Genomic DNA, 25,555 nt, shown 5'->3' on the forward strand with positions numbered 1-25,555 from the left:
TATCAAAAATAACACCTATATTTGCCATATAAGATTCAACGATATGCCAGAGATATTTAGATTCTTCGGTTATTCATTCTTCTTTTATAGTCAAGAGCATGAACCTCTGCACGTACATGTAGAAGGAAATAGAGGTCATGCTAAATTTAATTGGGACGGAGACCATTTCTCTTTATAAGAGAAACACGGCATCAAGGCAAACGACTTCAAAAAGATAGAGATGGTAATAGAAGAAAATAAAAATATTATCATTAAGGCTTGGAACAGATATTTCAATGGAGGAGAGTAATATGGAGATAAAAAGAATATGGTTTGATAAGGAATATATATATGCAATGGGAGCCAATGGGCAAACTTATCGTCAATCGTTGTTATGGTATCCTGCACTAAAAGAGGCTACCGAAGAGCAACGAATAAATTACACACTAGGCTCCGATGGAATCCATTGGAGACATCTTGACACCGACATCAGTTATGAAAGTTTCGAATACGAAGATGCAGAACCGACCTTACTTCAACGCTTTTTCCTTACGCATAAAGAGATTAATATCGCTGAGTTTGCACGTCGCACGGGGTTCAATGCAACCCTTTTGAGAAACTATATCAACGGATTCAAACGTCCATCGAAAGAACGTGAGCGTGAGATTCTAGAAGCCGTACACAGTATTGGCAAGGAATATACTGCCGCAACCTTTTAATATGGAATGGTAAGGTTTACCCACTAAAACCTTCCAATTGTATCATGCGAATTATCCACAACAGGTTTATACCTTTCAAACAGTACGATGCCATCAACCTCTTCGGACTGCTTTTCTGCCGTAAGGGAACCGGTATCACGCTCGAACTCATTCAGCACGAGCGCATACATACGGCTCAAATGGTAGAGATGGGGGGCGTTGGGTTCTATCTGTGGTACATGGTTGAGTGGCTCATTCGCCTCTTCATGCACGGCAGAGCATACACCCACATTTCTATGGAGCGCGAAGCCTACGCCCACATGCACGACCCTAACTATCTATTACACCGTCGCCACTACGCTTGGTGGAAATATTTAAGAAAGGAACATCGATGATTAGACAATTCTTCATAGCTTTATCGGCCATCTGTATGCTGTCGTGTAACGCGGCTACAGAACCTACTGACCAGCGCGTAAGCAACCTCATTGAACAAGAAGACTGGTTTACGTTGGATACAGAATATGTCTCATTACGCCCACATATCAAAGATACGGGCGTCCGTCTCACCGCCGATGCAATGCTATCCTATCTACAAAACAATCCACGCAAGTCCATTGCGTATCTCGACACATTGCTCACTCGACAGTTTTATCGTAAGAATCGCGAGCCCTACTACCGTCTTTCCATGCTCAAATGCCGCATGCTCAACACCATAGGCCGTTATTGTGAAGCCACCATCTTACTGGGAGAAATGACTCGACTACGCAAGGCCGAGGGCGCCCATGAACAAGATTGGAAACCATTGGAGGCTTTCCAAGCACAAAACAAATCGTTGGACCATCTTCCCGGACCGGCTCTTCAACTTCCAAACAAAGATGTTTCTATACCGTTTACATTGCGAAGCATGCAGGCAAAAAATCAAGATGCATGGGTACAGAAAGCAAAGAAAGACTTCAAAGGCTATCTATTGACCGTTGGGGCGCACATGAACGGCCATCCACTACAAATGGTTTTCGACACAGGAGCATCGAAAACATTCCTCTCCGAGGCCACTGCCAAGCGACTGGGACTGCACTTCCTGCCCGACACCATCACCCTCAATGGCTATCAACAAGCCCGGCGAGCCTTCGTAGATAGTCTGCGTGTGGGCGAAATCACCTACCATAACCTCATCGTCTATGTAGGTATCTCGTCGCTCAACGAGCTTATCGGCACCACCATCGACGCCGTATTGGGGCTCGACTTCATCTCGGCTGTGGGCGAAACCCAGATACTTTTCGACCAACAACGGTTACTCTTTCCGCGCAAACAGACACCCCTACCAGCCTCTGGGCGCAATCTTTACCTCCAAAACGTGCCTTACATGCGCGTCAACCAAGGCAACGAACATCTCACAATGGTATTTGATACGGGCGACACCACAGGCTCACTCTACTATCCATACTTCGACAAACACCGCTCAGAAATACTTCAATCGGCCGAAAAAGACTCCATTGCGCAGGTAGAATATGGCCGTGTCTATATTCGCGAAGTCTATATGTTGCCCCGGTTCAACTTTCATTTGGGCCGTACACCGGTCAATATCGAACAGGTATACGTAGACCCGAAGCCCAACGGATGGGTCTCTACTGTAGACGGAAGAATGGGAATGGATCTCGTACATCGCTTCCGTAAGACCACCATCAATCTACGCTCGATGTTCATAAGTGTCACTCCTTAATCGCTGCAAGGGCTCGCCAGCATTGCTGAAAAGTCCCGGCAGTAAAACAGCAAAGGCTCGGCAACGATGTTGCCGAGCCTTTGCAATAAACTCATTCGTCTATCGCCACCTTCGGATATAGGCTGTCCCACCATGCGGAATCGTCTTGTAAATACTTCGCAAACCATGCGAAGATGGTGTTCTGCCATTTCACTCGTTTCTTATAATCAAGTATATGATGGTCTTGTCCATCCACTACGACAAAAGCCGTGGGACGTCCCAATAACTTCAGGGCGTTGAACATCTGAATACTTTCTCCCAAAGGCACGTTATGGTCTGCGCTGCCATGCAAGAAGAGCAAGGGCGTATGAATCTTATCGGCATTGAATAATGGCGACTGATTGACATAGAGTTTACGGTCGGACCATGGATAACGGTCGCCCATAGACACCTCGCTATAGCTGTATCCCCAATAGCCTTCGCCCCAATAACTGGTGTGGTCGCTGATACCTGCATGCGAGATGGCAGCGGCAAATAAGTCTGTACGGGTCTGGAGATACTGTGTCATGAAACCGCCATACGACGCTCCGATGCAGCCAATCTTCTGCGTATTGATGTAAGGATGAACCTCACAAAACTTTCGTGTACCCTCAATGATGTCTTCGGCCACGCCCTGTCCGGCTGTGGCTACGTGTCTAGAGGCGAACTCCTGTCCAAACCCTGCGGCACCACTCGGATTGATCACGTAAACCACATAGCCCATAGCTGCATACAAGTGTTGCGGATAACGCGACTCAAAATTGCGGCTAGTAGGCGAACAACCGCCATAGTAGTTCACAATAAGCGGATATTTCTTGGCCGGATTGAAGTCAGCCGGCAGATAGAAACGACCGCTGATGGTGTCGCCACGACTGTTAACGAAGTCCCAAGCCTCGCACTTTCCTAGCTTCACCCCTTTGAGTATATCGCGGCTCAAATCTTCCACCAACTCCGATTGTCCGCTTTTCGTATTGAGCAGATAGAGTCTGTCAGAATTAGAAGCACTCATTCCACACCATGCCATCCGATCGCTTTGATTAGCCAAAGAAAACTCGGTCACCATGTCTTCTGGTACATCTATACGCACGATCTTACCATCAGCAGGCGACAAACGGAACAACCGGCAATAGTCTTTATCCAATGCCGAGAAATAGATTTGACCATCGGCGCGGCTCCACTCATACTGTGCAATAGACGGATTAAAGGAACGTGTGAGTGGCATTACGTGGCGTGTGGCTATGTCAAGCGTATAGAGTTGATAGTCGTACATACTGGGAATACGTCCTTCGGGTACGTTCTTCCCCACTCCACCAAAGCTTTCGGGCGAGCCCTTCACGACGAGACTACGGCCATCGGGCGAGAATTTTGCATCGGCTATAAAGCCATCATCGGCCACCAATGTCTCGGATTTCATCTCCTGAAGGTCTATACGTATGAGCGAATAGAGCGTTGTCGGACGCTTCGTCAGCCTACTTCGACTGGTCATGATGAGCAGATAACGACCGTCAGTCGATATATCTTGTACCACAACATTGTGAAAACCAAAGGTCAAAGGCTGTAAGATACCGGTCTCCACCTTATATGTACCGAGGCTTTTACGGTCGCGCCACCCCGGTTGACGATCGTCGGGTTCCACGATTTGGTAAATATCTTTATGCCCGGCAGGCCCCTGTTGCACGTTCGACACGATAATATCTTTCAGCGTAGGAGAAATCATGAACGAAGCTCCGATGGGTAATCGGGTGGCAAGCACACGTTGTTGACCCGTCTCTATATCCGTCATGGTTAGGCGAACTCCATCTTTTAAGCTCTCTTCCACATAATAGGCATTGCGTTCCGGCACCCATTTGAGGGTAGAGAGCGACTCAATAATCAACTTACCAGTAGCAACCTCTGTGAGGCGCCATACGAAATAGCTCTCTTCTTCAGGCTCTGTAATGCGGTAAGAGGTAATCTGATAACGTCCATCATGCGACAGTGAGACACCAGAAAACCGTTTACCATCAAGCACATCGCCCAAAGAATAACTGCGCTCGGCATCGGCATCAACCGACAGGAGCGACTCTTTATCGGCCTTGACACTCACCTTCAACACTTCGCGACGCCCTTTACGCGACATATATTTAATGGTTACGAGGTGCGTTCCGGGCAAAAACGTCTGCTCGCCTTGGGCAGACTGTCCGTCAATAGTCACTTCATACGATTTCAAACCAGTGACAGAGATCTGTCCTTTCACATATCCTCGCGATCTAAAATTGAACTTTAACAGGTGCAAAGCGTATGCATCCGTGCTCGTAGGTACTTGTTTACCAGTGTATATCTTGCTTTCATCATTGGCTTGAACCATAAGACTCGTCTTCAAAAGCGATTCATCCGAGAATTTCTCGGCATTGATATCAATGCTGTCGAGCATCAAAGGACGATACACAGCATACGGCCCTTGGTAGCGAAAGGTGTTGACATCAATGGCATAGACGTTTGTATCGAGCCCCAAAAACAAGCATGCAAGAAGAAATAAGTATGACTTTTTCATCGTAATTTCATTTAAAATTAGAAGTATATTACTGCAAAAATAGGCTTTTTAATGCAAAAGACCATAGAATATCATACAACATTTGTCACACCGAAAGCAGCAATACTGAAAAAGAAGAGAAGGGATACTAAAAAGGACAAAAGAACATCAACCCACGTAGAAAGATACGAATCAGGTTGATGTTCTTTTGTCCTAAAATGGCAGATATTAAAACTCTAGCTCCAAACCTATCATTAATTCTTCCGGGGCAAAACGTATACCCCATCCCGAATTGCCAATTTCGGCCTCTTCGCCACCAGTATAATGATTGCGATAACCAACAAAACCCATGCGCAGACAAAGGCAAAGCCCCTCGGTAAGGTCGACACATGCGCCCGGACGCACGCCTATTTCATAACCGTTTTTCTTACCCGTTGCCTCCGAAGTCTTGCGATAACTATAACCCACACCGCCATCCATAAATAGGTTGAAAGGCCCTTTATGTACATAATAATAACGGGCAAAGGGAGCCACTTTATAACTTGTGGTCTTCATTCCGTTGCTTTCTTTCTCATGTCCGAAACCTAACATGACGCCCACTCCCCATGTTTGATTGAACAAACGTCCGATTTCTGGATAGAAATTGAACGTATGACTATGCTCTTTCTGATTATTCCAATAGGTAAGAGAGCCACCTACAAATGTGCGAGGTCCATGTTCCATCTCCAAATGTTGTGATGGAAAGGTGTCATGATCACCAGCTCGGACAGAAGACCACACACAGGACAACAGGCATACCAATAGCAATAAATGTTTCATATTATAGTTTTTGAATGATTAATTATTAACAAAGCTACTGAAAACCTGTGAGGTAATAGAAAGAAAAGGAGCATCCAACAAGTAAATTACCTACAATTAGGTAGGTCAAAGAGATGTTTACAGTATCTATCCCCTATTTTTTGCACACTAAAAAAGGCGAAGATGTTTACACATCTCCGCCCTTATAAAGGTTTATATTAATTCCGTAAATTATAGAGGTTTGTACTCTACGAATGCCTCCATAGCCTCATAGCATGCCAATCCTAAATCATCGTACAACTTAGCTGTGCCACGGTTACGGTCTTCAGAACGCTGCCAGAACAGACGTTCGTCGTTTCCTAAGAACGGAGCACTCTCCATTTGGCTTGAATGCTTCAAGATACTGTTACGCTTAGCACGCAACTCTTCGGGACTCATCGGTACACACATCTCGATGTTTTCGATTTCCCATTCAGCCCAAGCACCACGATACATCCAAATACGGCAGTCTTTCAACCACTCAGCACCGGCTTCCTTCTCTACGTCAATAGCCGCCATAACAGCGTCGGTACACTTGCGATGAGTTCCATGAGGGTCGGCTAAGTCACCTGCAACATAGATTTGATGAGGTTTAACTTTGCGCAAAAGCTCCAAAACCACTTCCACATCAGCTTCACCCATAGGCAATTTCTCGATCTTACCAGACTCATAGAATGGTAAATCGAGGAAGTGAACGCGCTCCAATGGTACACCATTGTAAGTACAAGCTGTGCGAGCTTCACCACGACGAATCAATCCCTTGATGGTCAAAATGTCGCGTGTATCCATGTCGCCTTCTTTCTTTTCGGCCAAGAACTTTTTGATTTCTTTGTACTTGCTCTTGATAACTTCATCTTTTTCGTCGCCGAAAATCTGATTGAAACCATTGATGAAGTGCATGAAACGAGTTACTTCTTCATCGCCAACAGCAATGTTTCCACTGGTCTCATAGGCTACATGCATCTCGTGTCCCTGCTGAACGAGGCGACGTAAAGTACCACCCATGGAGATAACATCATCGTCGGGGTGTGGCGAGAATACAATAACGCGCTTGGGGAATGGCTTTGCACGCTCCGGACGATTGGTATCGTCAGCGTCAGGTTTACCTCCCGGCCAACCGGTAATCGTATGCTGTAGGTCGTTGAAAATCTTGATATTGGCATTGTAAGCAGAACCATACAGCGCCAAAAGTTCTGATAATCCGTTCTCGTTATAATCTTTATTGGTAAGTTTTAAGATAGGTTTGCCAGTCTTCAAGCAAAGCCATACGAGTGCAGAACGAACCAACTTATCGGTCCACTTGCAAGAAGTTACCAACCAAGGATGAACGATACGTGTCAATTGGCTGGCTGCAGCGAGATCTATAACCACGTGAGCGTCGTTGTGAGTCTGCAAGAATGAAGCAGGAAGAGCGTCTGTAATCTGTCCCTCGACCATCTTCTGAATCACCTCAGCCTTTTCATCTCCCCATGCAGTGATGAACACCTTACGAGCCGCAAGGATTGTAGCGATGCCCATAGTGATGGAACATGGAGGCACAGGTTCTTGTGAACTGAAGCTCATTGTCATCTCTTCGCGTGATGTAGCATCAAGCAACATCAAACGAGAAGTAGTGGTAAGCCCTGATCCGGGTTCGTTGGTTGCGATATTACCGCTACGTCCTATACCCAAAAGAATAATGTCCAAACCGCCACATTCAGCTATTTTCTGCTCGTAAGCGCGACATTGTTGCTGTACATCATCCTGCTTTACGGTACCGTCAGGACCATATACATTCTGTGGATTAATGTCTACTTTGTCTAAGAACATAGCATGCAATTGAGCCATAGCACTATGCTGACTGTCGGCATTCAAGGGGAAATATTCGTATGCGTTGAATACAACTACATTCTTAAAACTCAACTCTTTCTTCTCATAACGAGCTATCAACTCGTCGTAAACAGGCACCAACGACTTACCGGTACCCAAACCCAACACGCAATTGCGGCCTTCGTTGCTGCGCTCATTGATGAGTTTGCAGATTTCATCTGCTATATTTACGGCACCTTCTTCTACCTTTGCGAAAATCTCTGTAGGTACTTTCTCACAACGAGTGATTTCAGAACGCTCCACAGCCGTGCGTGGACGGTAGAACTCTTCAGGTACTTTATTCAGTACAATTTGTGAACTTAGATGTAATCTCATTATTTACCTCCTGTATAATTAAGTTCGTTTTACTTATGTTCAATATCCTTGAAGTAACGGTATGTACCCACTTTGAGTTCATCGGTAGCAGCCTCGTCGCATACAATAATACCATGCTTGTGCAACTGAAGAGCGCTGATTGTGAACATCTGAGTTACCGGTCCTTCTACCACTGCCTGCAAAGCGCGAGCCTTAGAGTGGCCGTTGATAAGTACCATTACCTCACGAGCGTCCATCACTGTGCCCACACCTACGGTCAATGCGTAAGCAGGAACTTTGTTCATATCGTTGTCGAAGAAACGTGAATTGACGATACGTGTATCCGTGGTCAATGTCTTCTGGCGAGTACGAGAAGTCAATGACGAACCCGGTTCGTTGAAAGCTACGTGGCCATCAACACCCACGCCACCGATAAACAAGTCGATGCCACCGGCCTCTTGAATCATTTCCTCATAGTGAGCGCACTCTGCTTCCAAGTCTTCTGCATTACCATTCAGAATATGGATATTCTCTTTTGGGCAGTCGATATGGTCGAAGAGATTGCGAGCCATAAACGAATGGTAGCTCTCAGGATGTGATTCGGGAAGACCCACATACTCATCCATGTTAAAAGTCAACACATTCTTAAACGACACTCTACCTGCCTTGCAAGCTTCTGCCAGTGCCTTGTACATGCCAATAGGCGAAGAACCTGTAGGCAAACCAAGTACAAACTTATGGTCTGGTGTAGGATTAAACTGATTGATACGATTGATAACATGCTCCGCTGCCCACTGAGACAGCTTCTCATAATCTTTTTCAATGATTACTCTCATGGTTGCTAATTAAGTTAGTTTACTTATTTTTTTGAATTAGCAAAGATAACATAAAAACATCAGAAAGTCGAACAAAACAGCAATTTTTCTTAAAGTTAATATTTTATAACGCACCATTGACAAGCCCGCTTGGCAAATACTAATCTTAGAGTATATAAAACTTAGGATGAAATGCCATATTTATGACTTTATTTCTTAACTTTGCATGGATTATAATACAATATACATGAAGGAATTTGTCATCTCAGAAGTAAAGGCCGAAACAGCCGTACTCGTGGGACTTATCACGCAAAACCAAGACGAAGCAAAGACCAAGGAATACCTCGACGAACTGGAATTCCTTGCCGACACGGCCGGAGCCGTCACCGTCAAGCGATTCACCCAAAAGGTAGCCGGGCCTAGTCAGGTAACCTATGTGGGCAAAGGTAAGCTGGAAGAGATAAAACAATACATCAAAGACGAGGAAGAAAACGAACGTCCGGTGGGTATGGTCATCTTCGACGATGAACTGTCGGCTAAGCAGATACGCAACATAGAAGGCGAACTTGGCGTGAAGATTCTAGACCGAACATCGCTGATTCTCGACATATTTGCCATGCGAGCGCAGACAGCTAACGCCAAGACTCAAGTGGAATTAGCGCAATATCGCTACATGTTGCCGCGACTCCAACGCCTTTGGACTCACTTGGAACGCCAAGGAGGTGGTTCGGGTTCGGGTGGCGGAAAGGGTTCCGTAGGACTCCGTGGCCCCGGTGAAACGCAGTTAGAGATGGACCGTCGTATCATCTTACAGCGCATCACGCTGCTGAAACAGCGATTATTGGAAATCGACAAACAGAAAACCACACAACGCAAGAACCGTGGCCGCATGATTCGTGTGGCGCTTGTAGGCTACACCAACGTAGGTAAATCGACACTGATGAACCTCATGGCCAAGAGCGAAGTATTTGCCGAGAACAAACTTTTCGCCACACTCGACACCACTGTGCGCAAAGTTGTGGTCGACAACCTGCCTTTCCTATTGGCCGACACTGTCGGTTTTATTCGTAAACTACCTACTGATTTGGTCGATTCTTTTAAATCTACACTCGACGAAGTGCGCGAAGCCGACCTGCTACTACACGTGGTCGACATCTCACATCCCGATTTCGAAGAACAAATACAAGTGGTAGAAAAGACACTCAGCGAACTGGGTTGTGCCGAGAAACCATGTATGATAGTCTTCAACAAAATTGATAACTACACGTGGATAGAAAAGGAAGAAGACGATTTAACACCGATTCGTAAAGAGAATATCACACTTGAAGAGCTCAAACGCACTTGGATGGCACGACTAAATGAGAACTGTCTATTCATATCGGCAAAGCAACGAGAGAACATCGATGAGTTCCGTAGCGTACTATATAAGAAGGTGCGCGAGCTACATGTGCAAAAATATCCGTACAACGACTTCCTCTATCCACAGATGGAAGACTAAATCAGATAGACATGAGACAGTTGACAGACAAAGAAATCATCACACTTGAAGAGAATAATTGTTGGGCCGAAGACTGGACTGCGATACAGGTAGCCGAGGATTTCATGCCTAATTATTTGCATCGGGTCATGTTTTACGGTGACATAGAGTTGGGCGAATTTACCAAAAATGTCGAGGTAAGCCGCGGATTCATGAAACATAGTGGTATCAACAACGCCACCCTGCGCAACGTTTCTATCGGCGACAACTGTCTCATAGAGAATATCGGCACCTATATCAACAACTATACGATAGGCGACGACTGCTATATCGGCAACGTGGCAATGATGGAAACAGCCGAAGGAGCGACTTATGGAGAGGGTAATCCGGTCTCCGTGCTCAACGAATCGGGCGAAGGCAATCTGCTACTCTTCCACAATCTCAGCAGTCAATTGGCCGCCCTCATGGTGCTACATGCCGAAGACAAACTGTTGCGCGACGCCCTCCGACGTCTCATTCATGAGGATATTGAGCGCCGTATGCCCGACCGTGGCATCATCGGTAACAACGTGAAGATTGTCAATACCAAAGAGATTACCAACACCATCATCCACGACGACTGTGAAATTAGTGGTGCCGAACGACTCTGCGACTGCACAATTATCAGTTCACCCAATGCCAGTGTATTTATTGGAACGGCCGTCATCTGTGAAAATTCCATTATCTGCGACGGTTCATCCATCACCAACGGTGTAAAGATACAAGATTGTTTTGTAGGTGAAGCGTGTCAGTTGAACAATGGTTTTACAGCAACTAGCAGTGTCTTCTTTGCCAATTCCAACATGAGTAAGGGGGAAGTCTGCTCAGCTTTTTGCGGTCCTTTCAGTACCAATCATCATCAAAACAGCCTGCTATTGAGCGGCATGTTCTCGTTTTACAATGCCGGTAGCGCCACTAATTTCAGCAACGATTGCGGTAAACTGGGGGCTATCCATCATGGTATTTTAGAGCGCGGATGCACTACAGAGAGCGGTTGTCAACTGGTCATGCCGGTGCATATCGGCGCATTCTCTACATGTTCCGGTGTTTTAACGCATCATCCTGATACCCTGTCAATGCCTTTCTCACAGCTCAAAGCAGTAGGTGACACCGTATATCTGAAGCCAGGCTACACACTCTGCACTGCCGGATTGTATCGAGACATACACAAGTGGGTGAAGCGCGATGTGCGCGTTCATGCCAATCAGAGAAGCATTGTCGACTTCGACTGGTTGAATCCTGTCACCATAGGAAGTATCGTCGAGGGTAAAGAGATACTCGAACGTCTGCGCGAAGCATCGGGAGAACACGCTCCCACCTATTATTATCATGAGCACGCAATATCTGCCGCCGACTTAAAACAGGGCATCCAAAACTACGATATGGCCTTGCACATCTACATGGGAGCGGTATTGAAGCAGCGTATAGAGCAGAATGAAGCCGAACAACCCTACACTCAAACGGGCTGTGGACAATGGAGTGACCTTGCCGGTATGCTCTTACCGAAGAGTGAGGAACGTATGCTAATCAACGACATCAAGCATGGTGACATCGAGACGGTGCAAGACATCATCGACCGATTGGTTGACATCCACGAGTCGTACCGGGAATATGAGTGGGCTTGGACGTACCGATTGATACTCAATTATTACCATCTGACCGAGCTAACCGATGATGCCACGGAGCAAATCATGCAAGATGGTATCGCAGCTCGACACATGTGGGCAGACCAAATTCGCAAAAATGCTGAGCAAGAATTAACATCAAGCGATGTGGAAAAGAGTGTATTGAGCGATTTCATCAATATGCTAAGTCGCGAAACAGAACAAAACGAAGAGAACAGTATAACATTATAAATTCATGAAAATGATTAAAACAAAGAGAATCATTGCCACTGTCATGATATTAGCATGCTCCGTCATGGGTATGCAAGCTAAGGATTATCACTACACGACAGTCAAAGGCGACCCCATGCAGACGCGTATTTATACGCTTGACAACGGTCTGAAGATTTATCTAAGCGTCAATAAAGATGCACCACGCATCCAAACCTACATTGCCGTACGAACCGGTTCGCGCAACGACCCAGCTGAAACGACAGGCTTGGCTCACTACTTGGAGCACTTGATGTTTAAAGGAACAAATCACTTCGGTACCAGTAATATGGCAGCCGAGCAACCCCTACTCGACTCTATTCAGAATCGTTACGAGGTCTATCGCACCATCAAAGACCCGACAAAGCGCAAAGCTTGGTATCACAGCATAGACAGCTTGTCGCAGTTGGCAGCCAAGTATAATATCCCAAACGAATACGATAAGATGATGGCTAGCATCGGAGCAGAGGGTACCAATGCCTATACGAGCAACGATGTGACCTGCTATCAGGAAAATATCCCGGCCAACGAGATTGAAAACTGGGCCAAAGTACAGAGCGATCGTTTCCAAAATATGGTGATTCGTGGCTTCCATACCGAACTTGAAGCTGTGTACGAAGAGTACAACATCGGCTTGGCCAAGGACGCCCGGAAAGTTTGGGATGCTCTCAATAAAAAGCTCTTCCCTACTCATCCCTACGGAACACAGACTACTATCGGTGTGGGCGACCACTTGAAAAATCCTTCTATCGTCAATATCAAAAACTACTTCAAGAAGTACTATGTACCCAATAATGTAGCTATCTGTATGGCCGGTGATTTGAATCCCGACGAGACCGTAGCCTTAATCGACAAATATTTCGGTGGATGGAAGAAAAGTGAGAACCTCTCACGCCCAGAATTCCCTGTTCAACCCAATCTCACTGCTGTTGTTGATACGACGGTTATAGGTATCGAAGCAGAAAACATGATGATGGGATGGAAGTTTGACAAGGCTTCTTCTTTGCAGAATGATACGCTCGAAGTCATCAGTTCGCTGTTGTCAAACGGCCGTGCCGGTCTCTTCGATTTGAACTTGAATCAAGCCATGAAAGTACAAGGAGCAGGCACAGGAGTCAATGCTTTGACCGATTATAGCGAATTTATAGCTGTGGGGTATCCTAAAGAAGGCCAAACATTGGAACAAGTTCGCGCCCTCATCTTGGCCGAGATTCAAAAGCTGAAAAATGGAGAATTCTCCGACGATTTGCTTCCCTCGATTGTCAACAACATGAAGCGAGCTTACTATGCATCGCTATTGAACAACAATTCTCGCGCTAGCCAGTACGTCGATGCGTTCATCAATGGTATCGAATGGGAGCAGGTTGTGAATCGTATGGACCGTATCTCGAAGATGACAAAACAACAGATTGTAGAGTTTGCTCGCAAATATTTCGGTCAAAACTTCGTTTGTGTATACAAGAAGACAGGCGAGGATAAGACCATCAAGAAAATAGAAAAGCCGGCTATCACGGCTATTCCGACCAACAGAGATAAGAGTAGTGAGTTCTTACGTAAGATAGCTGCCAGCAAGCCGGAGCCTATACAACCTCATTTTGTAGACTTTAAACGCGACTTAACATTCGCCAAAACTGGCAAGAAACTGCCAGTAGTATATCGACAAGAGGCCAACGACAAGCTCTTCACTATGATGTATCGCTACGAATTTGGCAAACAAAGCGACGTAAGATACGACTATGCAGCCGGCTATGTAGACTTATTGGGAACAGACAAATTATCTGCCGACCAAGTGAAACAGCAATTCTATAAATTAGCTTGCGACTTCGGTATCAACGTATCTGATAATGCTATCACCGTCAGCCTGTCCGGATTGAACGAAAACATGCCTGCCGCTGTGGCATTGGCCGAAAATGTTTTGAAGAACATGAAGGTTGACACAGAGGCTTACAATCAATATGTGGGTCTGATTCTAAAGGGTCGTGCCGACAACAAAAAGTCTCAATCGGCCAACTTCAGTGCCCTTTCCAGCTATGGAATCTATGGCGAATACAATCCTCAACTGAACCAATTGTCGGCTTCACAACTCAAGCAGACCAATCCACAGACGCTCGTCGACCTCATCAAAAACCTGAGCAACTATGAGCACACCTTATATTATTGTGGTCCGTCGAGCCTCGCTGCCGTCACTAAATTGGTAGACAAGCAACACCGTATGGGCAAGAAATTGATCAACATACCCACAAAGAAAGAGTATCAAGAGCAAACCACAACACAGAACGAGGTGCTGTTGGCTCCTTATGATGCCAAAAACATCTATATGATGATGTATCATAACGAGAATACACAGTGGACTCCGGAACGCGCGACCATCGAAGCTGTCTTCAACGAGTACTTCGGTAGCGGTATGAACGGTGTTGTATTCCAAGAACTACGCGAAGCTCGCGGACTGGCATATAGCGCATCTGCCCGATACATGACGCCTCGTTTGAAGAATCATCCGGAATGGGTACAGACCTATATCATATCTCAGAACGACAAGATGTCGGACTGTATACGCGTCTTTAACGAGATTCTTGACACCATTCCACAAAGCGAATCAGCCTTCCAATTGGCAAAACAAAGCCTCACCAAATTCTATGCGAGCGTTCGTACGATGCGCGGTGGGTTCTTCAATGCGTACATCAATGCCAAAAACCGTGGCTTGGATTACGACTTGAACAAGAAGATTTATGAGACATTGCCAAGCATCCAACTCAAAGATATCGTCGACTTCGAGCAGCAACACATGGCTCGCAAGCCTTACCGCTACATCATCTTAGGCGACGAGAAGAACCTGAACATGAAGGAATTGGAAAAGATTGGCCCTGTGAAGCGCGTATCTACAGAGACTATTTTCGGATATTAAACAACCTATTATAGATTAAAAAACATTATGGCAAAAGCACCAGATTTCAAGTATGCTCCCATGTTCCAAGTGGGAAAAGACGATACCGAGTACCGTCTTTTGACCAAAGAGGGAGTCAGCACTGCCGAATTTGAAGGCAAACAAATTGTAAAAGTGAGCAAGGAAGCTTTGACCTTGTTGAGTCAGCAAGCTTTCCACGACTGCGAATTTATGCTCCGTCGGGCACACAACAAGCAGGTGGCAGCCATCCTTACCGACCCCGAAACATCGGAAAACGATAAGTATGTGGCTCTCCAATTCCTACGCAATGCTGAGACAGCAGTTAAAGGCGTGCTCCCATTCTGCCAAGATACGGGGACAGCTATTATCCATGGCGAAAAGGGACAGCAGATTTGGACAGGCTTCGAAGACGAGGAAGCACTCTCTCGTGGTGTATACAACACCTTCACACAAGACAATCTGCGCTACTCACAGAATGCTCCGCTCAACATGTACGACGAGGTTAATACACGTTGTAACCTTCCCGCTCAGATAGACATCGAAGCCGTTGAGGGTGCAGAGTATCGCTTTATAATGGTAGCCAAAGGTGGTGGTTCGGCTAACAAGACCTATTTCTACCCCATGACCAAAGCTACCATCCAAAACGAAAGCACATTGTTGCCTTTCCTCGTTGAAAAGATGAAGAGTCTCGGAACGGCAGCTTGCCCTCCATACCACATCGCATTCGTCATCGGTGGTACCTCGGCCGAGAAGAACTTGCTTACCGTAAAGCTCGCATCTATCAAGTATTACGACAACTTACCCACCACAGGCGACGAGACCGGACGTGCTTTCCGCGACATCGACTTGGAGAACAAGTTGCTTGAAGAAGCCCACAAGATTGGCTTGGGTGCACAGTTTGGCGGTAAGGCTTTGGCTCATGACATCCGCATTATCCGCCTTCCACGCCACGGAGCAAGCTGTCCTATCGGTATGGGTGTAAGTTGTTCAGCCGACCGAAATATCAAAGCTAAAATCAACGCCGATGGTATCTGGTTGGAAAAAATGGACGACAACCCCTCAGAACTGATTCCTGAAGAGTATCGTAAACCCGGAGAGGGCGCACAGGGTATTACCATCGACCTTGATAAGGGTATCGATGCTGTACGTGCAGAACTCACTAAATACCCTGTATCTACTCGTGTGAACCTCAAAGGTACCATCATCGTGGCTCGCGACATAGCCCATGCTAAGCTCAAAGCTCGCTTGGATGCTGGCGAAGATATGCCACAATACTTCAAAGACTATCCTATCCTCTATGCTGGACCGGCCAAGACTCCGGAGGGATATGCCTGTGGTTCGATGGGGCCAACCACTGCCAACCGCATGGATCCATACGTAGATGAATTCCAAGACCATGGTGCCAGTCTCGTGATGATAGCCAAAGGCAATCGTACACAAGCTGTTACCGATGCATGCCAAAAGCATGGTGGCTTCTATTTGGGGACCATCGGAGGCGTAGCCGCAGTCCTCTCACAGAGTTCAATCAAGAGCATCGAGTGTGTGGAATATCCCGAACTCGGCATGGAAGCCATTTGGAAGATTGATGTAGAAGACTTCCCTGCTTTCATCTTGGTAGACGATAAGGGCAATGATTTCTTCAAACAACTGAAGCCTTGGAGCCCCAGCTGTCCTATGAAGTAAACACTTCGAGTTTCAATATAAAAATCCCTGCACCATTAAGGTTGCAGGGATTTTTTGTTTAACATTCTCATGTTAGGGGGCAGAAGATACCAAAAGAAATCGCTACCTTTGCCCCCATCACTACTAATACAAATTTTTCAAAACATCAAATGGATAAGAATAACATCTATCTAGCCTCTAAACCGCGCTACGAAATACTCGACGGACTGCGTGGATTGGCGGCATTAATCGTCGTGGCTTTCCATCTTTTTGAAACCTACTCAGCCGGTCCTAAGTTCCAAATCCTCAACCATGGCTATCTAGCTGTGGACTTCTTTTTCGTCTTATCGGGCTTCGTGATAGGCTACGCATACGATGATCGTTGGGACAAGATGTCTACTTGGAATTTTATCAAGCGTCGTTTAGTACGCCTTCACCCCATGGTTATCTTCGGTTCTTTCTTCGGTATGTGCATGTTTTACTTTGGTGCCAGCGAGGTATTCCCGATGATTTCAAACACTCCTTGGTGGATGGTTATCGTCGTATTCCTCTTCACCTGCACCATGATACCGTTGCCCAAGTCGATGGATATACGCGGATGGACAGAGACCAATCCACTCAACGGACCAGCATGGTCGTTACAATGGGAGTATTTGGCCAACTTGCTTTATGCTCTTATCATTCGCCGTTTCTCCAAGAAAATGCTCATGGTGTGTGTCGCTCTCTTTGCTTTGCTCACTGTCAACCTATGTTTAAACATTGACCTCGGCGGCATTTTGAAGCCTCGCGAATATGCCATTTATACCGTGATAGGTGGTTGGAGCCTTACTCCCGACCAACTCTTAATAGGCAGCACACGCCTGCTCTACCCCTTCTTCATGGGATTGCTCATCTCTCGTATGGGACGACTGATAACCATTCGTGCTGGATTCTGGTGGTGTTCACTGCTTGTTGCCGTCTTACTCGTGATGCCTTATGCCGGCGCCGAAGGCTCTCCTTGGCTCAATGGCGTTTACGAACTCATTGTCATCTTGGCTTGTTTCCCACTCATTGTTGCTATAGGCGCAGGCAGTAAAGTCACCGACAAGCACTCGGCAGCTGTATGTAAATTCTTCGGAGAGATTTCCTACCCGCTCTATATCACCCATTATCCACTGGTATATGCACAGATGGCATGGAAAGAAACACATCCCGACGCTCCCCTACATGCCCACATCATGTTGTCGGTAGGCCTCTTCTTCATCGCTATCATGCTAGCCTACGCTTCTTACAAACTCTACGATATGCCAGTAAGAGAGTGGCTCAAAGGCAAACTATTTGCTAAGAAAGCAGTTGCATAATAGCCTTTTGAATTTCTTTCAAAAGGTAATAAGATACAAAAAGGGCTATCTTCCGAATAAGGAGACAGCCCTTTTATCTTATATATTAATCACTATATTTCTGTCATTCAGAGAATTTGGTTCTGCTTAGCGACTCAATATTACTGACTTGTCAGTACGACTCACCTTGCAACGATAGAGATCTGATATAACAACCATGCACTTACCAAAATCCGACGAAGGCAGTGTGCCGGTGAAATAATCGTCGGTATTGACATTCTTCAGTTCTATTTCAACACCATAGACAACACTCAACTTCTGCACCACCTGCCGTAACGGCACACTATGGAACACCAATTCATGGCGTTGCCAAGCTGTATAATAAGCCTCATCTTCATCAAATGGCTCCACCGAAAAGTGTCCGGTGTGACGGTTAAGCACACATCGTTCGTGAGGTTTCACTGTAATTTGCTCCTGTGTTTTCATAGAACGGAGAGACACAGAACCCTCGAAAAGGCACAACGTCACCGTAGCCGACTGTGGATAATTAGTGAGATTAAATTTCGTTCCAGTCACTGTGACACTCATATCGGGCGTGTGAATGATGAACGGATGACGACTATCACGATGCACTTCAAAGTAACCTTCGCCTTGAAAATCTATCTCTCGTTTGTTAGGTGTGAAGACCTGAGGCCGATACGATACTGTAGATTGCTCGTTTACCTGCACATGTGTACTATCGGGAAAAGTAATACTTGTCTGCTCACCATGGCGCGTAGAGATGGTTAGAAGGTTATCGGTGGATCGCAAACGTTCGTAGCTTAAATAGCCTAACCCTATCAAACAGATAGGCAATAGCACCACAGCCACTCGCTCTAAGATGTGCCACAGCCGACGATGCAATGTCTGTGAACCACTGATTTGCTCATCCAAACGCTCTTGAATGGCATCTATCTCAGCCTCATTGACGTGTGATGTATCAATATCCTCCTGCCAATGAGCTTCCATGGCAGCGCCCTGTTCAGCATCAGTCGACTGGTTTACAAATTCACGGAACTGCAATAATTCCTCCTTTGTCAACCTTCCGGTCCTATATTTTTCCTCTATATTGGTCATAACCTTATCTTTATTATTATTGGAATAGACATGAAATCATGTAAGATATACCGATTTTTATGCTTTATTAACAAATCATCAGCCATAACGTAAACGCTCCATAGCCCGCTCGATTGATGAAAGCCATCAGCTGCTTAAGCCCTAATGACAATTGGTTCCTCACCGTTTGTTCTTTCAGATTCATGAGTTCGGCAATCTCTTTGATACTTTTCTGCTCGAATCGCGACAACTCTATGACTCGCCGCTGTGTGGGTGGAATCTGCTCAAGTCCATTCCTGATGATGCGTACAAAGTCGTCATAATCCATCTGTGCGCCGTTGCTCTCTGTACCAAGACTGTCTACATAGTCCACGTAGTCTTCAAAACGAGGACTGTTAAGAGTAGCCCTGTAAGCATTGATAAGCAGATGGCGTGCTTTGATAAAGAGCAGTTTGAACAGTGTTTTCTCCTGTTTTATCTCGTGACGATGAGTCCATATCCAGATAAAGGTATCTTCCACTATCTCACCCGCAGTCTCGTTATGATGACAATATTCCATGGCAAAGGCCATAAGTCTATGTGCATACATGCGATAAAGATTGTCAAAAGCCCATTGAGAGTCGTGTTTGAGCAGCCAAATCAGCATATCTTCTTTTGTTGATGTCATGTTCATGTGATGCCACTTATTTTATTAGGTTCTTTCAAAAGGTCATATCGTTAAAAGACTAACTGTTTTTCAGAACTCAAAAGTAGGCAAAACCAAACAGAAAACCAAACTTTATGCCTAGAAACATACTCTTATCTATCACTTCAACTCTTATCTATCGTATTTGCCAACCGCCGTTCGGAAGATTCAATCAACTCGTCCGAAGGAGGTTGGCAATTGACACTTATTTCACCATTTAGCGAAGGATGTCGGCCACAAGAGCCTCCATCTGTACCTCATTGAGCTTCACCGGCGTGTAGTTCACCGGCTTTTTGCTCCATGCAATTTGGTATCCATAGTAGTCGGGCTCTATCATCTCGATACCCCGAACACGCTGACGCCATACGTCGACAAACATTTTCCACTCTTCATAATAGAGAGTTTTGAGCATACCACTCCACTCTTTAGCTGCATAGTCGTGCACGGTAGTATTGGGATTCCAGTCAGGTCCCCAGAAGGTTAACTGCATTTTAGCATTCTTCAGAGCCAAAGCGCGGTCGCCCTCCGTCTTCCCGAAACACGCTGCTTTACCCAACCACCGGTCTAAGGTGAATCCCTTGCTTTGGGCAAGGAGGGTATCCTGACGCAACAAAAGGTGGAGGAAACGGTCGGAAGTACGCTCAAATCGAGCCACATCCTTAGCCTCAATAGCTGCTATCATGTCATCATAAGCGCGGTTTCCCTTATCCGATTGCACCTGACGCAGCAAATCAAACATATCGTAGGAGTAAGTTTCTGAATTGGAAAAGGCCGCACGTGCTTTCATAAAGCGTTTCACACCTTCCTTAAAGAAGTCCATATCATAGTATCGGGCACGTACTCCCCACGATGAGGTATTGACTACTTTAGTACCCGGACGAGCGCAGAACACGCTCTCAGGAAGACCATATTTCTCAGGCACACTGGCATAGATGGTCTGCAAGAAAATGAGCCAAGCAGCATAAATATCCTCATTGAAAGCTCCATAACGATAGGTAATGTAAGACCGAAGCCATTCTTCTACATTGATTTTGCCGTCGGTCATGGGGGCATGGAGCACCAAATCGTAGACCACCGGATTGTTGTTGATACCCTCAGGCATGATACCTACACCTTTCAAACAGTTTTTATAAGGGCTATGGCGTACCTTATCTATCTGCAGGGCAATGCGCTGTAACTTACCATACATGCCACATTGTTCGCCAAAATTAGACACAACACACCATATAAAAGGAGTACCGCCATAGGCCTGTGTCTGCTCCCACACTTCAGAATTCTCACCGAAAAGATCGACCACCAACACTTTTTCGCGATTAAGTTTAGCTAATAATGCCGGCTTAGGATTGCCACTCCACCCCTGTAATACCCATGTACTTCCGGGGAAATGACGCTCCATGGCGCTTTGCACTGCCAAACCGCAGTCTGAAACATTCAGCGTTCCAGTGAGTCCACCTTCGTGGAAGAGGTCGCCTCCAAAGTATTTCAGGTTAGTACCATAGAGCTTTTTCATCTCATGATAATACACGTCGGCCATATCTCCAAAGAGTTTACCGGTAGGCTTGAGGATGTCTGGGCGCTCGAAGAATCCCCACATACCTTGTGGAATCACGGCATCGGCATGTCGATCGCGAATACTTCTAGATACCATACCATAGAAACCTTGCATCACCGGTCGTATGCCCAATGCCTCCATGCGCCCCAACAATCGACGAGCCATCTGTGCCTGACCGTCTATAAAAGTCTGTGACACAGGACCACCCCAACCTTCCAAATTGCCCATAAGCCACCAAGCTGTATAACCGGGACCGGGAATAAAATTGCGAATTTGCAGTTCGGTGACGCCAAACTTGCGGAGTGTGTTCTGCCAAACCTTTTCCATACCGATGGGCATGAGCATCAAATTGACACCATGAAGAGCCATCCAATCTAATTCATGCTCCCAGTCTTCCCATTGGTAGAACGACATGGTATAGTTGAAAGTGCAATAATTAAGGGCATAACGCAATGGCATGTCAACTCGACGAGTTACAGGTGAGGTTATTTCGGGCAAACGATTGACCGGTCCAAGGTTATCTCCCATGTGCGACATGGAACGGTGACAGTAGTCTTCCAAATAATGGTTGAGCCCCATACAAGCCACATTCTCGCCTGTAGCTTTGATAATGAGTTTACCATCATGCGTAGCCAAGGTGAAAGTTTCAACCTTATCGGTCTGTGGCAGCAACTCAAACATCACCTTATCTTTAAGCCATGGTACGCGACGGTCTACCAATGACTGTACACCGGCGAAGCGATTATCGGCCATGCCCATGACGGTAGTCAACCAAAATGATAACAACAACAGTATATGCTTCTTCATTCTGAATATCTTCTAAAAGATGATTATATCACTATTTCACTTCTATTTCTTTTTTACATTCCTTGCCTCGGCGGTCTTTCCACGTCAGTAGATACTTCCCACGGAAGCCACGGAAACGCAAGGTACGGTCTTTTGCCAAACGAGTTTCAAACTTTGTCTTCCACTCTTGATTGATAAGATTATCTAAAACGGTATAGGCAGGCTTCTCAACCATGTGCTTATCGTAAATACCTGAGTAGGAAGGCTCGCCCGAAGCACCACCACCATCAACCACATTCCACCACGTAATGGCTTCTACCGTGGGATAACTGAACCACAACCGATACAAATTGCGAGCTATCACAGCCTGAATCAGCTTGCCATGCTCAGTGGTATCGGGTGCGCAAACTGTTACTTCACTGATGTGAATTGGCAAATCTGTAGCCTTCAGACAATCGAGTTTTGCTTGCAAAAGTGCTGGTGAGATGTAGGGGTCTTTGCCTTTTGCGATGTCGGCAGCTTCCAAAGGATCGAAAATGTGCATTTCTATACCGATGTGATCTATCTTCGAACCACGACACAAAAGATTGCGGGTCAGCTCGGCATAGCGACGATGCAAATCCACCGGGCCATGAAGGTCTACGTCGTTGATATTCAGTTGTACCGAAGATGGAAAATACCGGCGTGCCCATTGAAAGCATTTGAAGGTGTAATCATCGGGCATAAGTCCTCTGTTAGCTTGATCAATGGGTTCATTGACCACATCCCACAACTTCACCCGGTCGCCATATCGCTGTGCCAACCGATGAATATGGGCCTGAAAAAGACTGTCCATCACATGGCGGTCTTCGGGCATCCACGTGGGATGACCATGCAGCCGCAAGCCATAAATGATGGCATGTCCCTTGGTCAATATACCTTTCTGATTGCAAAAATCAACCATCGGATCGGTTGGAGGTCTACGATAAACATACGAACTACCGCCCTCGAAGCGTGGTTTCCCTTGCTCCAGTTCAAGCATTTTCCAATAAAATGGAATGGTTGCGGCATTGAACAGCGAACCGAAAGTGTTTTCGTATTTCCGATTCATAGCCTCAGTAGCCAACTGTCCGTAAACAAAAAGGTTACCACCGAAGATAAACGAATGAGTCAGTTGTTCCACACGGATTGTCGTACCCGGCTTTACCTCCGGCAATTCGATGGTAGCCGTACCCTTCCTATACAGCTCAATATCATGGTCGATGGCAGCTTGTAGAGAATCGTTCCACATCTTCCAGTAGTCTGGCGCCATCACATGACATACGTCTTCGGCCGCTCGATGAGGCACTTGAGCGGAAGAAAAGGAACAGATAAAGCTGAAAAGAAAAATAAAGAATAGGTATTTCATAAATATATCGTTTTAAGTATGTCGTTCTTCATAAGCTTTACGAGCTTCGCCCAATAGTGTAATGCCTTTTAGAATGCGCTCTCTGTTTTCCTCTATCGTAGGCTTCCACCACGTCTGCAAGAAACCTTTAAGGTGTTGCCGACTGATATATTTCTCTGCGAAAGCCACGGTGTTGGCTATACTTTTAGGATTTTCAAAATGATAACTACCAGTCGGAATTTGGTCGTAACCATGTTTTTCTAAATCAATATACTGCCTCACCATGTCCCATTCGGGATTAAACTCTTCATCATAATACCAATTACTCTGCATCACGCTCTTAGGCATCTTACTGAAAAACTGGTCGGGATGGTGCCACAACATGTAGTCGGGCCAGAGCCAAGCCTGCGCATGCCGGCGCTCACATTCCTTCACCAGAAACATGAAATCGTGCCACCAAGCATCATTTTTGCGCACCACCACATGCTTGTAGGTACTCTGCATATTGTAGCCTTCTTCATCCATTCCGATGTGGAACAGGCGAGGCTGGCCGAAAATACTACACACTTCGGCTATCATATCCGAACAGAAACGATAGTATTCATCGGTAGAAACCATCTTGGAGTATTCCTTCATCCAGGTATCATGCCCTGCGGAGAAGTTTAATTTGGGTATCGGCTCTATACCCAACGACCGCATACGTCGCAACTCCTGCTTCAAACGGGCAACCGTCCAGGCTCCATTGACGGCTATTTCGGGATGCCGCTGGTATCTTATGGCATCACCCAGATCAATAACAACCATGTTTACACCGCTCTTGCCCATCAGTTCGATGGCGTCATTCCATAGCGGTTCGCTCAGTTCCAAGTCGGGTCGATAGCCTCGGAAAGGGCGTCCCGGCCATATATACTCCTCCCACATGTTGAAACTAAGATGGATTAAACATCCCCATATCAATCTGTCTTTCATACCTTCGCTCTCCTTTTATTTTCATATTCCGAACGTGCGGCTCCTATCAAGTCAATCCCTTGTAGGATAGGCGCACGATAAGTTTCTATCGTCGGCTTCCAGAATGTCTGCATAAAGCCCAACAGATGATTGCCGTCAATATGCTCGCTACAGAACTTCACCGTATTTCCAATGCTCTTGGGGTTCTCTTGATCAAAACTACCGGTGGCCATTACGTCATAGCCTTCACGGGCCAAATCAAGATAAGAACGGATAGCCACATCGTTGATAGAGAACTTCTCGGTGTACCACCAATTACATTGTACCACCGACTTGGGCATCATCTTGAAGAAATCATCCGGATGGTGCCACACGTAATCAGCCCATACGCAAGGGCGAACGCCCCGTTTCATGGCTTCGCCGATGTAGAAATACAAGTCGGCCCACCATGTTTCCTGCTGCCGTATCACGATATAATCGGACAGTTGGTAGTCGATTCGTTCTTCGTCCATGCCGAAATGAATAAAGCGAGGCGTATCGAAGAGCGCGATGGCTTCGGCTATCAAGTCGGCGCAAACTTCATAATACTTGGCCGATGACACCATTTTTGAATACTTACCCAGCCACGCATCATGTGTCGTAGAAAAGTTAAACATCGGAATAGGCTCTATTCCTGCCTTCCTAATCTTGATCAACTGTGCCCGCAACTGTTCGTGTGTCCACGAATGAGCCAAGGAAATCTCGGGATGACTGTGCCAAGCCAACGAATCATCCAGATTGATAAAAAGCATGTTTACATGGTTTTTAGCCATGCGTTCGATGGCCGCGTTCCACACAGCCATATCGGGTTCAAATTCTGTTCGTAGTCCTCCATACAGTTTTATTTGGCCTGCAAAATTAAAGGAAAGATGCATCAGACAAGCCCAAAACTTCTCTCCTGAAGACTGGGACTCCGCAACTTGCTCTACCAGAGAAGTACCCAACAGCACCTTGGGCAAGGTTGCAGCCATGCCAAATGCTGTCGCACGCTTCAAAAAACTACGTCGATCCATAAATATTTATTCTATAATATTGCCGTTGTTCGGTAAAATTAAAGTCGATATAC

At 46.0% G+C, this 25,555-nt stretch carries 19 protein-coding genes; 9 read left to right on the plus strand and 10 right to left on the minus strand.

Going from position 1 to position 25,555, the window contains the following annotated elements; all coding sequences use genetic code 11:
* Positions 1-43 precede the first annotated feature (43 nt).
* The 4 genes from AC1EK4_RS00625 (at position 44) to AC1EK4_RS00640 (ending at position 2,397) form a co-directional block, all read left to right on the plus strand.
* Positions 44-178: a DUF4160 domain-containing protein gene (locus AC1EK4_RS00625; RefSeq protein WP_231725656.1), complete on the plus strand. Its 135-nt coding sequence runs from the start codon at positions 44-46 to the stop codon at positions 176-178.
* A 112-nt stretch (positions 179-290) separates the two neighbouring features.
* The gene (locus tag AC1EK4_RS00630; RefSeq protein WP_036899329.1) at positions 291-698 is read left to right on the plus strand and encodes a DUF2442 domain-containing protein; all 408 of its coding nucleotides are present in this window, start codon (positions 291-293) and stop codon (positions 696-698) included.
* Positions 699-742: 44 nt separating this feature from the next.
* Entirely contained in the window at positions 743-1,072 is a 330-nt protein-coding gene (locus tag AC1EK4_RS00635) for a hypothetical protein (RefSeq protein WP_036899282.1), read from the plus strand.
* Positions 1,069-2,397: a retropepsin-like aspartic protease gene (locus AC1EK4_RS00640; RefSeq protein ID WP_480356614.1), complete on the plus strand. Its 1,329-nt coding sequence runs from the start codon at positions 1,069-1,071 to the stop codon at positions 2,395-2,397. Before AC1EK4_RS00635 ends, AC1EK4_RS00640 begins: the two co-directional genes overlap by 4 nt.
* 91 nt (positions 2,398-2,488) lie before the next feature.
* On the opposite strand, the gene AC1EK4_RS00645 is transcribed toward AC1EK4_RS00640, so the two are convergent.
* From AC1EK4_RS00645 to nagB, 4 genes are all read right to left on the minus strand, one after another.
* Complete coding sequence (locus tag AC1EK4_RS00645; RefSeq protein ID WP_480356616.1) at positions 2,489-4,948, minus strand: S9 family peptidase; 2,460 nt, start codon at positions 4,946-4,948, stop codon at positions 2,489-2,491.
* A 207-nt stretch (positions 4,949-5,155) separates the two neighbouring features.
* Positions 5,156-5,746, minus strand: coding sequence for a hypothetical protein (locus AC1EK4_RS00650; RefSeq protein ID WP_480356617.1), 591 nt, complete (start codon positions 5,744-5,746; stop codon positions 5,156-5,158).
* Positions 5,747-5,956: 210 nt separating this feature from the next.
* Positions 5,957-7,948, minus strand: coding sequence for a glucosamine-6-phosphate deaminase (locus AC1EK4_RS00655; RefSeq protein ID WP_036899290.1), 1,992 nt, complete (start codon positions 7,946-7,948; stop codon positions 5,957-5,959).
* A 29-nt stretch (positions 7,949-7,977) separates the two neighbouring features.
* Positions 7,978-8,763 carry a glucosamine-6-phosphate deaminase gene (gene nagB, locus AC1EK4_RS00660; RefSeq protein ID WP_036899292.1) on the minus strand — a complete coding sequence of 262 codons (786 nt, stop codon included), beginning with the start codon at positions 8,761-8,763 and terminating at the stop codon, positions 7,978-7,980.
* Positions 8,764-8,989: 226 nt separating this feature from the next.
* Between nagB and hflX the strand changes: the two genes are divergently transcribed.
* From hflX to AC1EK4_RS00685, 5 genes are all read left to right on the plus strand, one after another.
* A complete protein-coding gene (gene hflX, locus AC1EK4_RS00665; RefSeq protein ID WP_480356618.1) occupies positions 8,990-10,240 on the plus strand; it encodes a GTPase HflX in 1,251 nt (416 codons plus the stop codon).
* Positions 10,241-10,251: 11 nt separating this feature from the next.
* On the plus strand, positions 10,252-12,114 hold the full coding sequence (locus AC1EK4_RS00670; RefSeq protein ID WP_480356619.1) for a DUF4954 family protein: 1,863 nt from the start codon (positions 10,252-10,254) through the stop codon (positions 12,112-12,114).
* Positions 12,115-12,124: 10 nt separating this feature from the next.
* On the plus strand, positions 12,125-15,037 hold the full coding sequence (locus AC1EK4_RS00675) for a M16 family metallopeptidase (protein WP_480356702.1): 2,913 nt from the start codon (positions 12,125-12,127) through the stop codon (positions 15,035-15,037).
* A gap of 27 nt (positions 15,038-15,064) precedes the next feature.
* Positions 15,065-16,720: a fumarate hydratase gene (locus AC1EK4_RS00680; protein WP_036899299.1), complete on the plus strand. Its 1,656-nt coding sequence runs from the start codon at positions 15,065-15,067 to the stop codon at positions 16,718-16,720.
* A gap of 149 nt (positions 16,721-16,869) precedes the next feature.
* Positions 16,870-18,039: an acyltransferase family protein gene (locus tag AC1EK4_RS00685; RefSeq protein WP_480356620.1), complete on the plus strand. Its 1,170-nt coding sequence runs from the start codon at positions 16,870-16,872 to the stop codon at positions 18,037-18,039.
* 126 nt (positions 18,040-18,165) lie between these two features.
* Here AC1EK4_RS00685 and AC1EK4_RS00690 read toward each other — a convergent pair whose 3' ends face one another.
* The 6 genes from AC1EK4_RS00690 to AC1EK4_RS00715 form a co-directional block, all read right to left on the minus strand.
* Positions 18,166-19,134, minus strand: a complete 969-nt coding sequence (locus AC1EK4_RS00690) for a FecR family protein (protein WP_480356621.1) — start codon at positions 19,132-19,134, stop codon at positions 18,166-18,168.
* Positions 19,135-19,201: 67 nt separating this feature from the next.
* Positions 19,202-19,780 carry a sigma-70 family RNA polymerase sigma factor gene (locus AC1EK4_RS00695; protein WP_231725655.1) on the minus strand — a complete coding sequence of 193 codons (579 nt, stop codon included), beginning with the start codon at positions 19,778-19,780 and terminating at the stop codon, positions 19,202-19,204.
* A 235-nt stretch (positions 19,781-20,015) separates the two neighbouring features.
* Positions 20,016-22,157: an alpha-N-acetylglucosaminidase gene (locus AC1EK4_RS00700; RefSeq protein WP_062434943.1), complete on the minus strand. Its 2,142-nt coding sequence runs from the start codon at positions 22,155-22,157 to the stop codon at positions 20,016-20,018.
* A gap of 31 nt (positions 22,158-22,188) precedes the next feature.
* Positions 22,189-23,523, minus strand: a complete 1,335-nt coding sequence (locus AC1EK4_RS00705; protein ID WP_082721748.1) for an endo-1,4-beta-xylanase — start codon at positions 23,521-23,523, stop codon at positions 22,189-22,191.
* 12 nt (positions 23,524-23,535) lie between these two features.
* Positions 23,536-24,471, minus strand: coding sequence for a Tat pathway signal protein (locus AC1EK4_RS00710; RefSeq protein WP_036899310.1), 936 nt, complete (start codon positions 24,469-24,471; stop codon positions 23,536-23,538).
* On the minus strand, positions 24,468-25,502 hold the full coding sequence (locus AC1EK4_RS00715) for a hypothetical protein (RefSeq protein WP_036899312.1): 1,035 nt from the start codon (positions 25,500-25,502) through the stop codon (positions 24,468-24,470). The genes AC1EK4_RS00710 and AC1EK4_RS00715 overlap by 4 nt, the downstream gene beginning before the upstream one ends.
* Between the last annotated feature and the right edge of the window lie 53 nt (positions 25,503-25,555).

It is taken from the genome of Prevotella sp. C0026C3, from assembly GCF_056590795.1.

Excerpts from the sequence above, each read along its gene's own strand:
- AC1EK4_RS00625 (WP_231725656.1), top strand. The coding sequence starts at position 44 with ATGCCAGAGATATTTAGATTCTTCGGTTATTCATTCTTCTTTTATAGT.
- AC1EK4_RS00630 (WP_036899329.1), top strand. The coding sequence starts at position 291 with ATGGAGATAAAAAGAATATGGTTTGATAAGGAATATATATATGCAATG.
- AC1EK4_RS00635 (WP_036899282.1), top strand. The coding sequence starts at position 743 with ATGCGAATTATCCACAACAGGTTTATACCTTTCAAACAGTACGATGCC.
- AC1EK4_RS00640 (WP_480356614.1), top strand. The coding sequence starts at position 1,069 with ATGATTAGACAATTCTTCATAGCTTTATCGGCCATCTGTATGCTGTCG.
- AC1EK4_RS00645 (WP_480356616.1), bottom strand. The coding sequence starts at position 4,948 with ATGAAAAAGTCATACTTATTTCTTCTTGCATGCTTGTTTTTGGGGCTC.
- AC1EK4_RS00650 (WP_480356617.1), bottom strand. The coding sequence starts at position 5,746 with ATGAAACATTTATTGCTATTGGTATGCCTGTTGTCCTGTGTGTGGTCT.
- AC1EK4_RS00655 (WP_036899290.1), bottom strand. The coding sequence starts at position 7,948 with ATGAGATTACATCTAAGTTCACAAATTGTACTGAATAAAGTACCTGAA.
- nagB (WP_036899292.1), bottom strand. The coding sequence starts at position 8,763 with ATGAGAGTAATCATTGAAAAAGATTATGAGAAGCTGTCTCAGTGGGCA.
- hflX (WP_480356618.1), top strand. The coding sequence starts at position 8,990 with ATGAAGGAATTTGTCATCTCAGAAGTAAAGGCCGAAACAGCCGTACTC.
- AC1EK4_RS00670 (WP_480356619.1), top strand. The coding sequence starts at position 10,252 with ATGAGACAGTTGACAGACAAAGAAATCATCACACTTGAAGAGAATAAT.
- AC1EK4_RS00675 (WP_480356702.1), top strand. The coding sequence starts at position 12,125 with ATGATTAAAACAAAGAGAATCATTGCCACTGTCATGATATTAGCATGC.
- AC1EK4_RS00680 (WP_036899299.1), top strand. The coding sequence starts at position 15,065 with ATGGCAAAAGCACCAGATTTCAAGTATGCTCCCATGTTCCAAGTGGGA.
- AC1EK4_RS00685 (WP_480356620.1), top strand. The coding sequence starts at position 16,870 with ATGGATAAGAATAACATCTATCTAGCCTCTAAACCGCGCTACGAAATA.
- AC1EK4_RS00690 (WP_480356621.1), bottom strand. The coding sequence starts at position 19,134 with ATGACCAATATAGAGGAAAAATATAGGACCGGAAGGTTGACAAAGGAG.
- AC1EK4_RS00695 (WP_231725655.1), bottom strand. The coding sequence starts at position 19,780 with ATGACATCAACAAAAGAAGATATGCTGATTTGGCTGCTCAAACACGAC.
- AC1EK4_RS00700 (WP_062434943.1), bottom strand. The coding sequence starts at position 22,157 with ATGAAGAAGCATATACTGTTGTTGTTATCATTTTGGTTGACTACCGTC.
- AC1EK4_RS00705 (WP_082721748.1), bottom strand. The coding sequence starts at position 23,523 with ATGAAATACCTATTCTTTATTTTTCTTTTCAGCTTTATCTGTTCCTTT.
- AC1EK4_RS00710 (WP_036899310.1), bottom strand. The coding sequence starts at position 24,471 with ATGAAAGACAGATTGATATGGGGATGTTTAATCCATCTTAGTTTCAAC.
- AC1EK4_RS00715 (WP_036899312.1), bottom strand. The coding sequence starts at position 25,502 with ATGGATCGACGTAGTTTTTTGAAGCGTGCGACAGCATTTGGCATGGCT.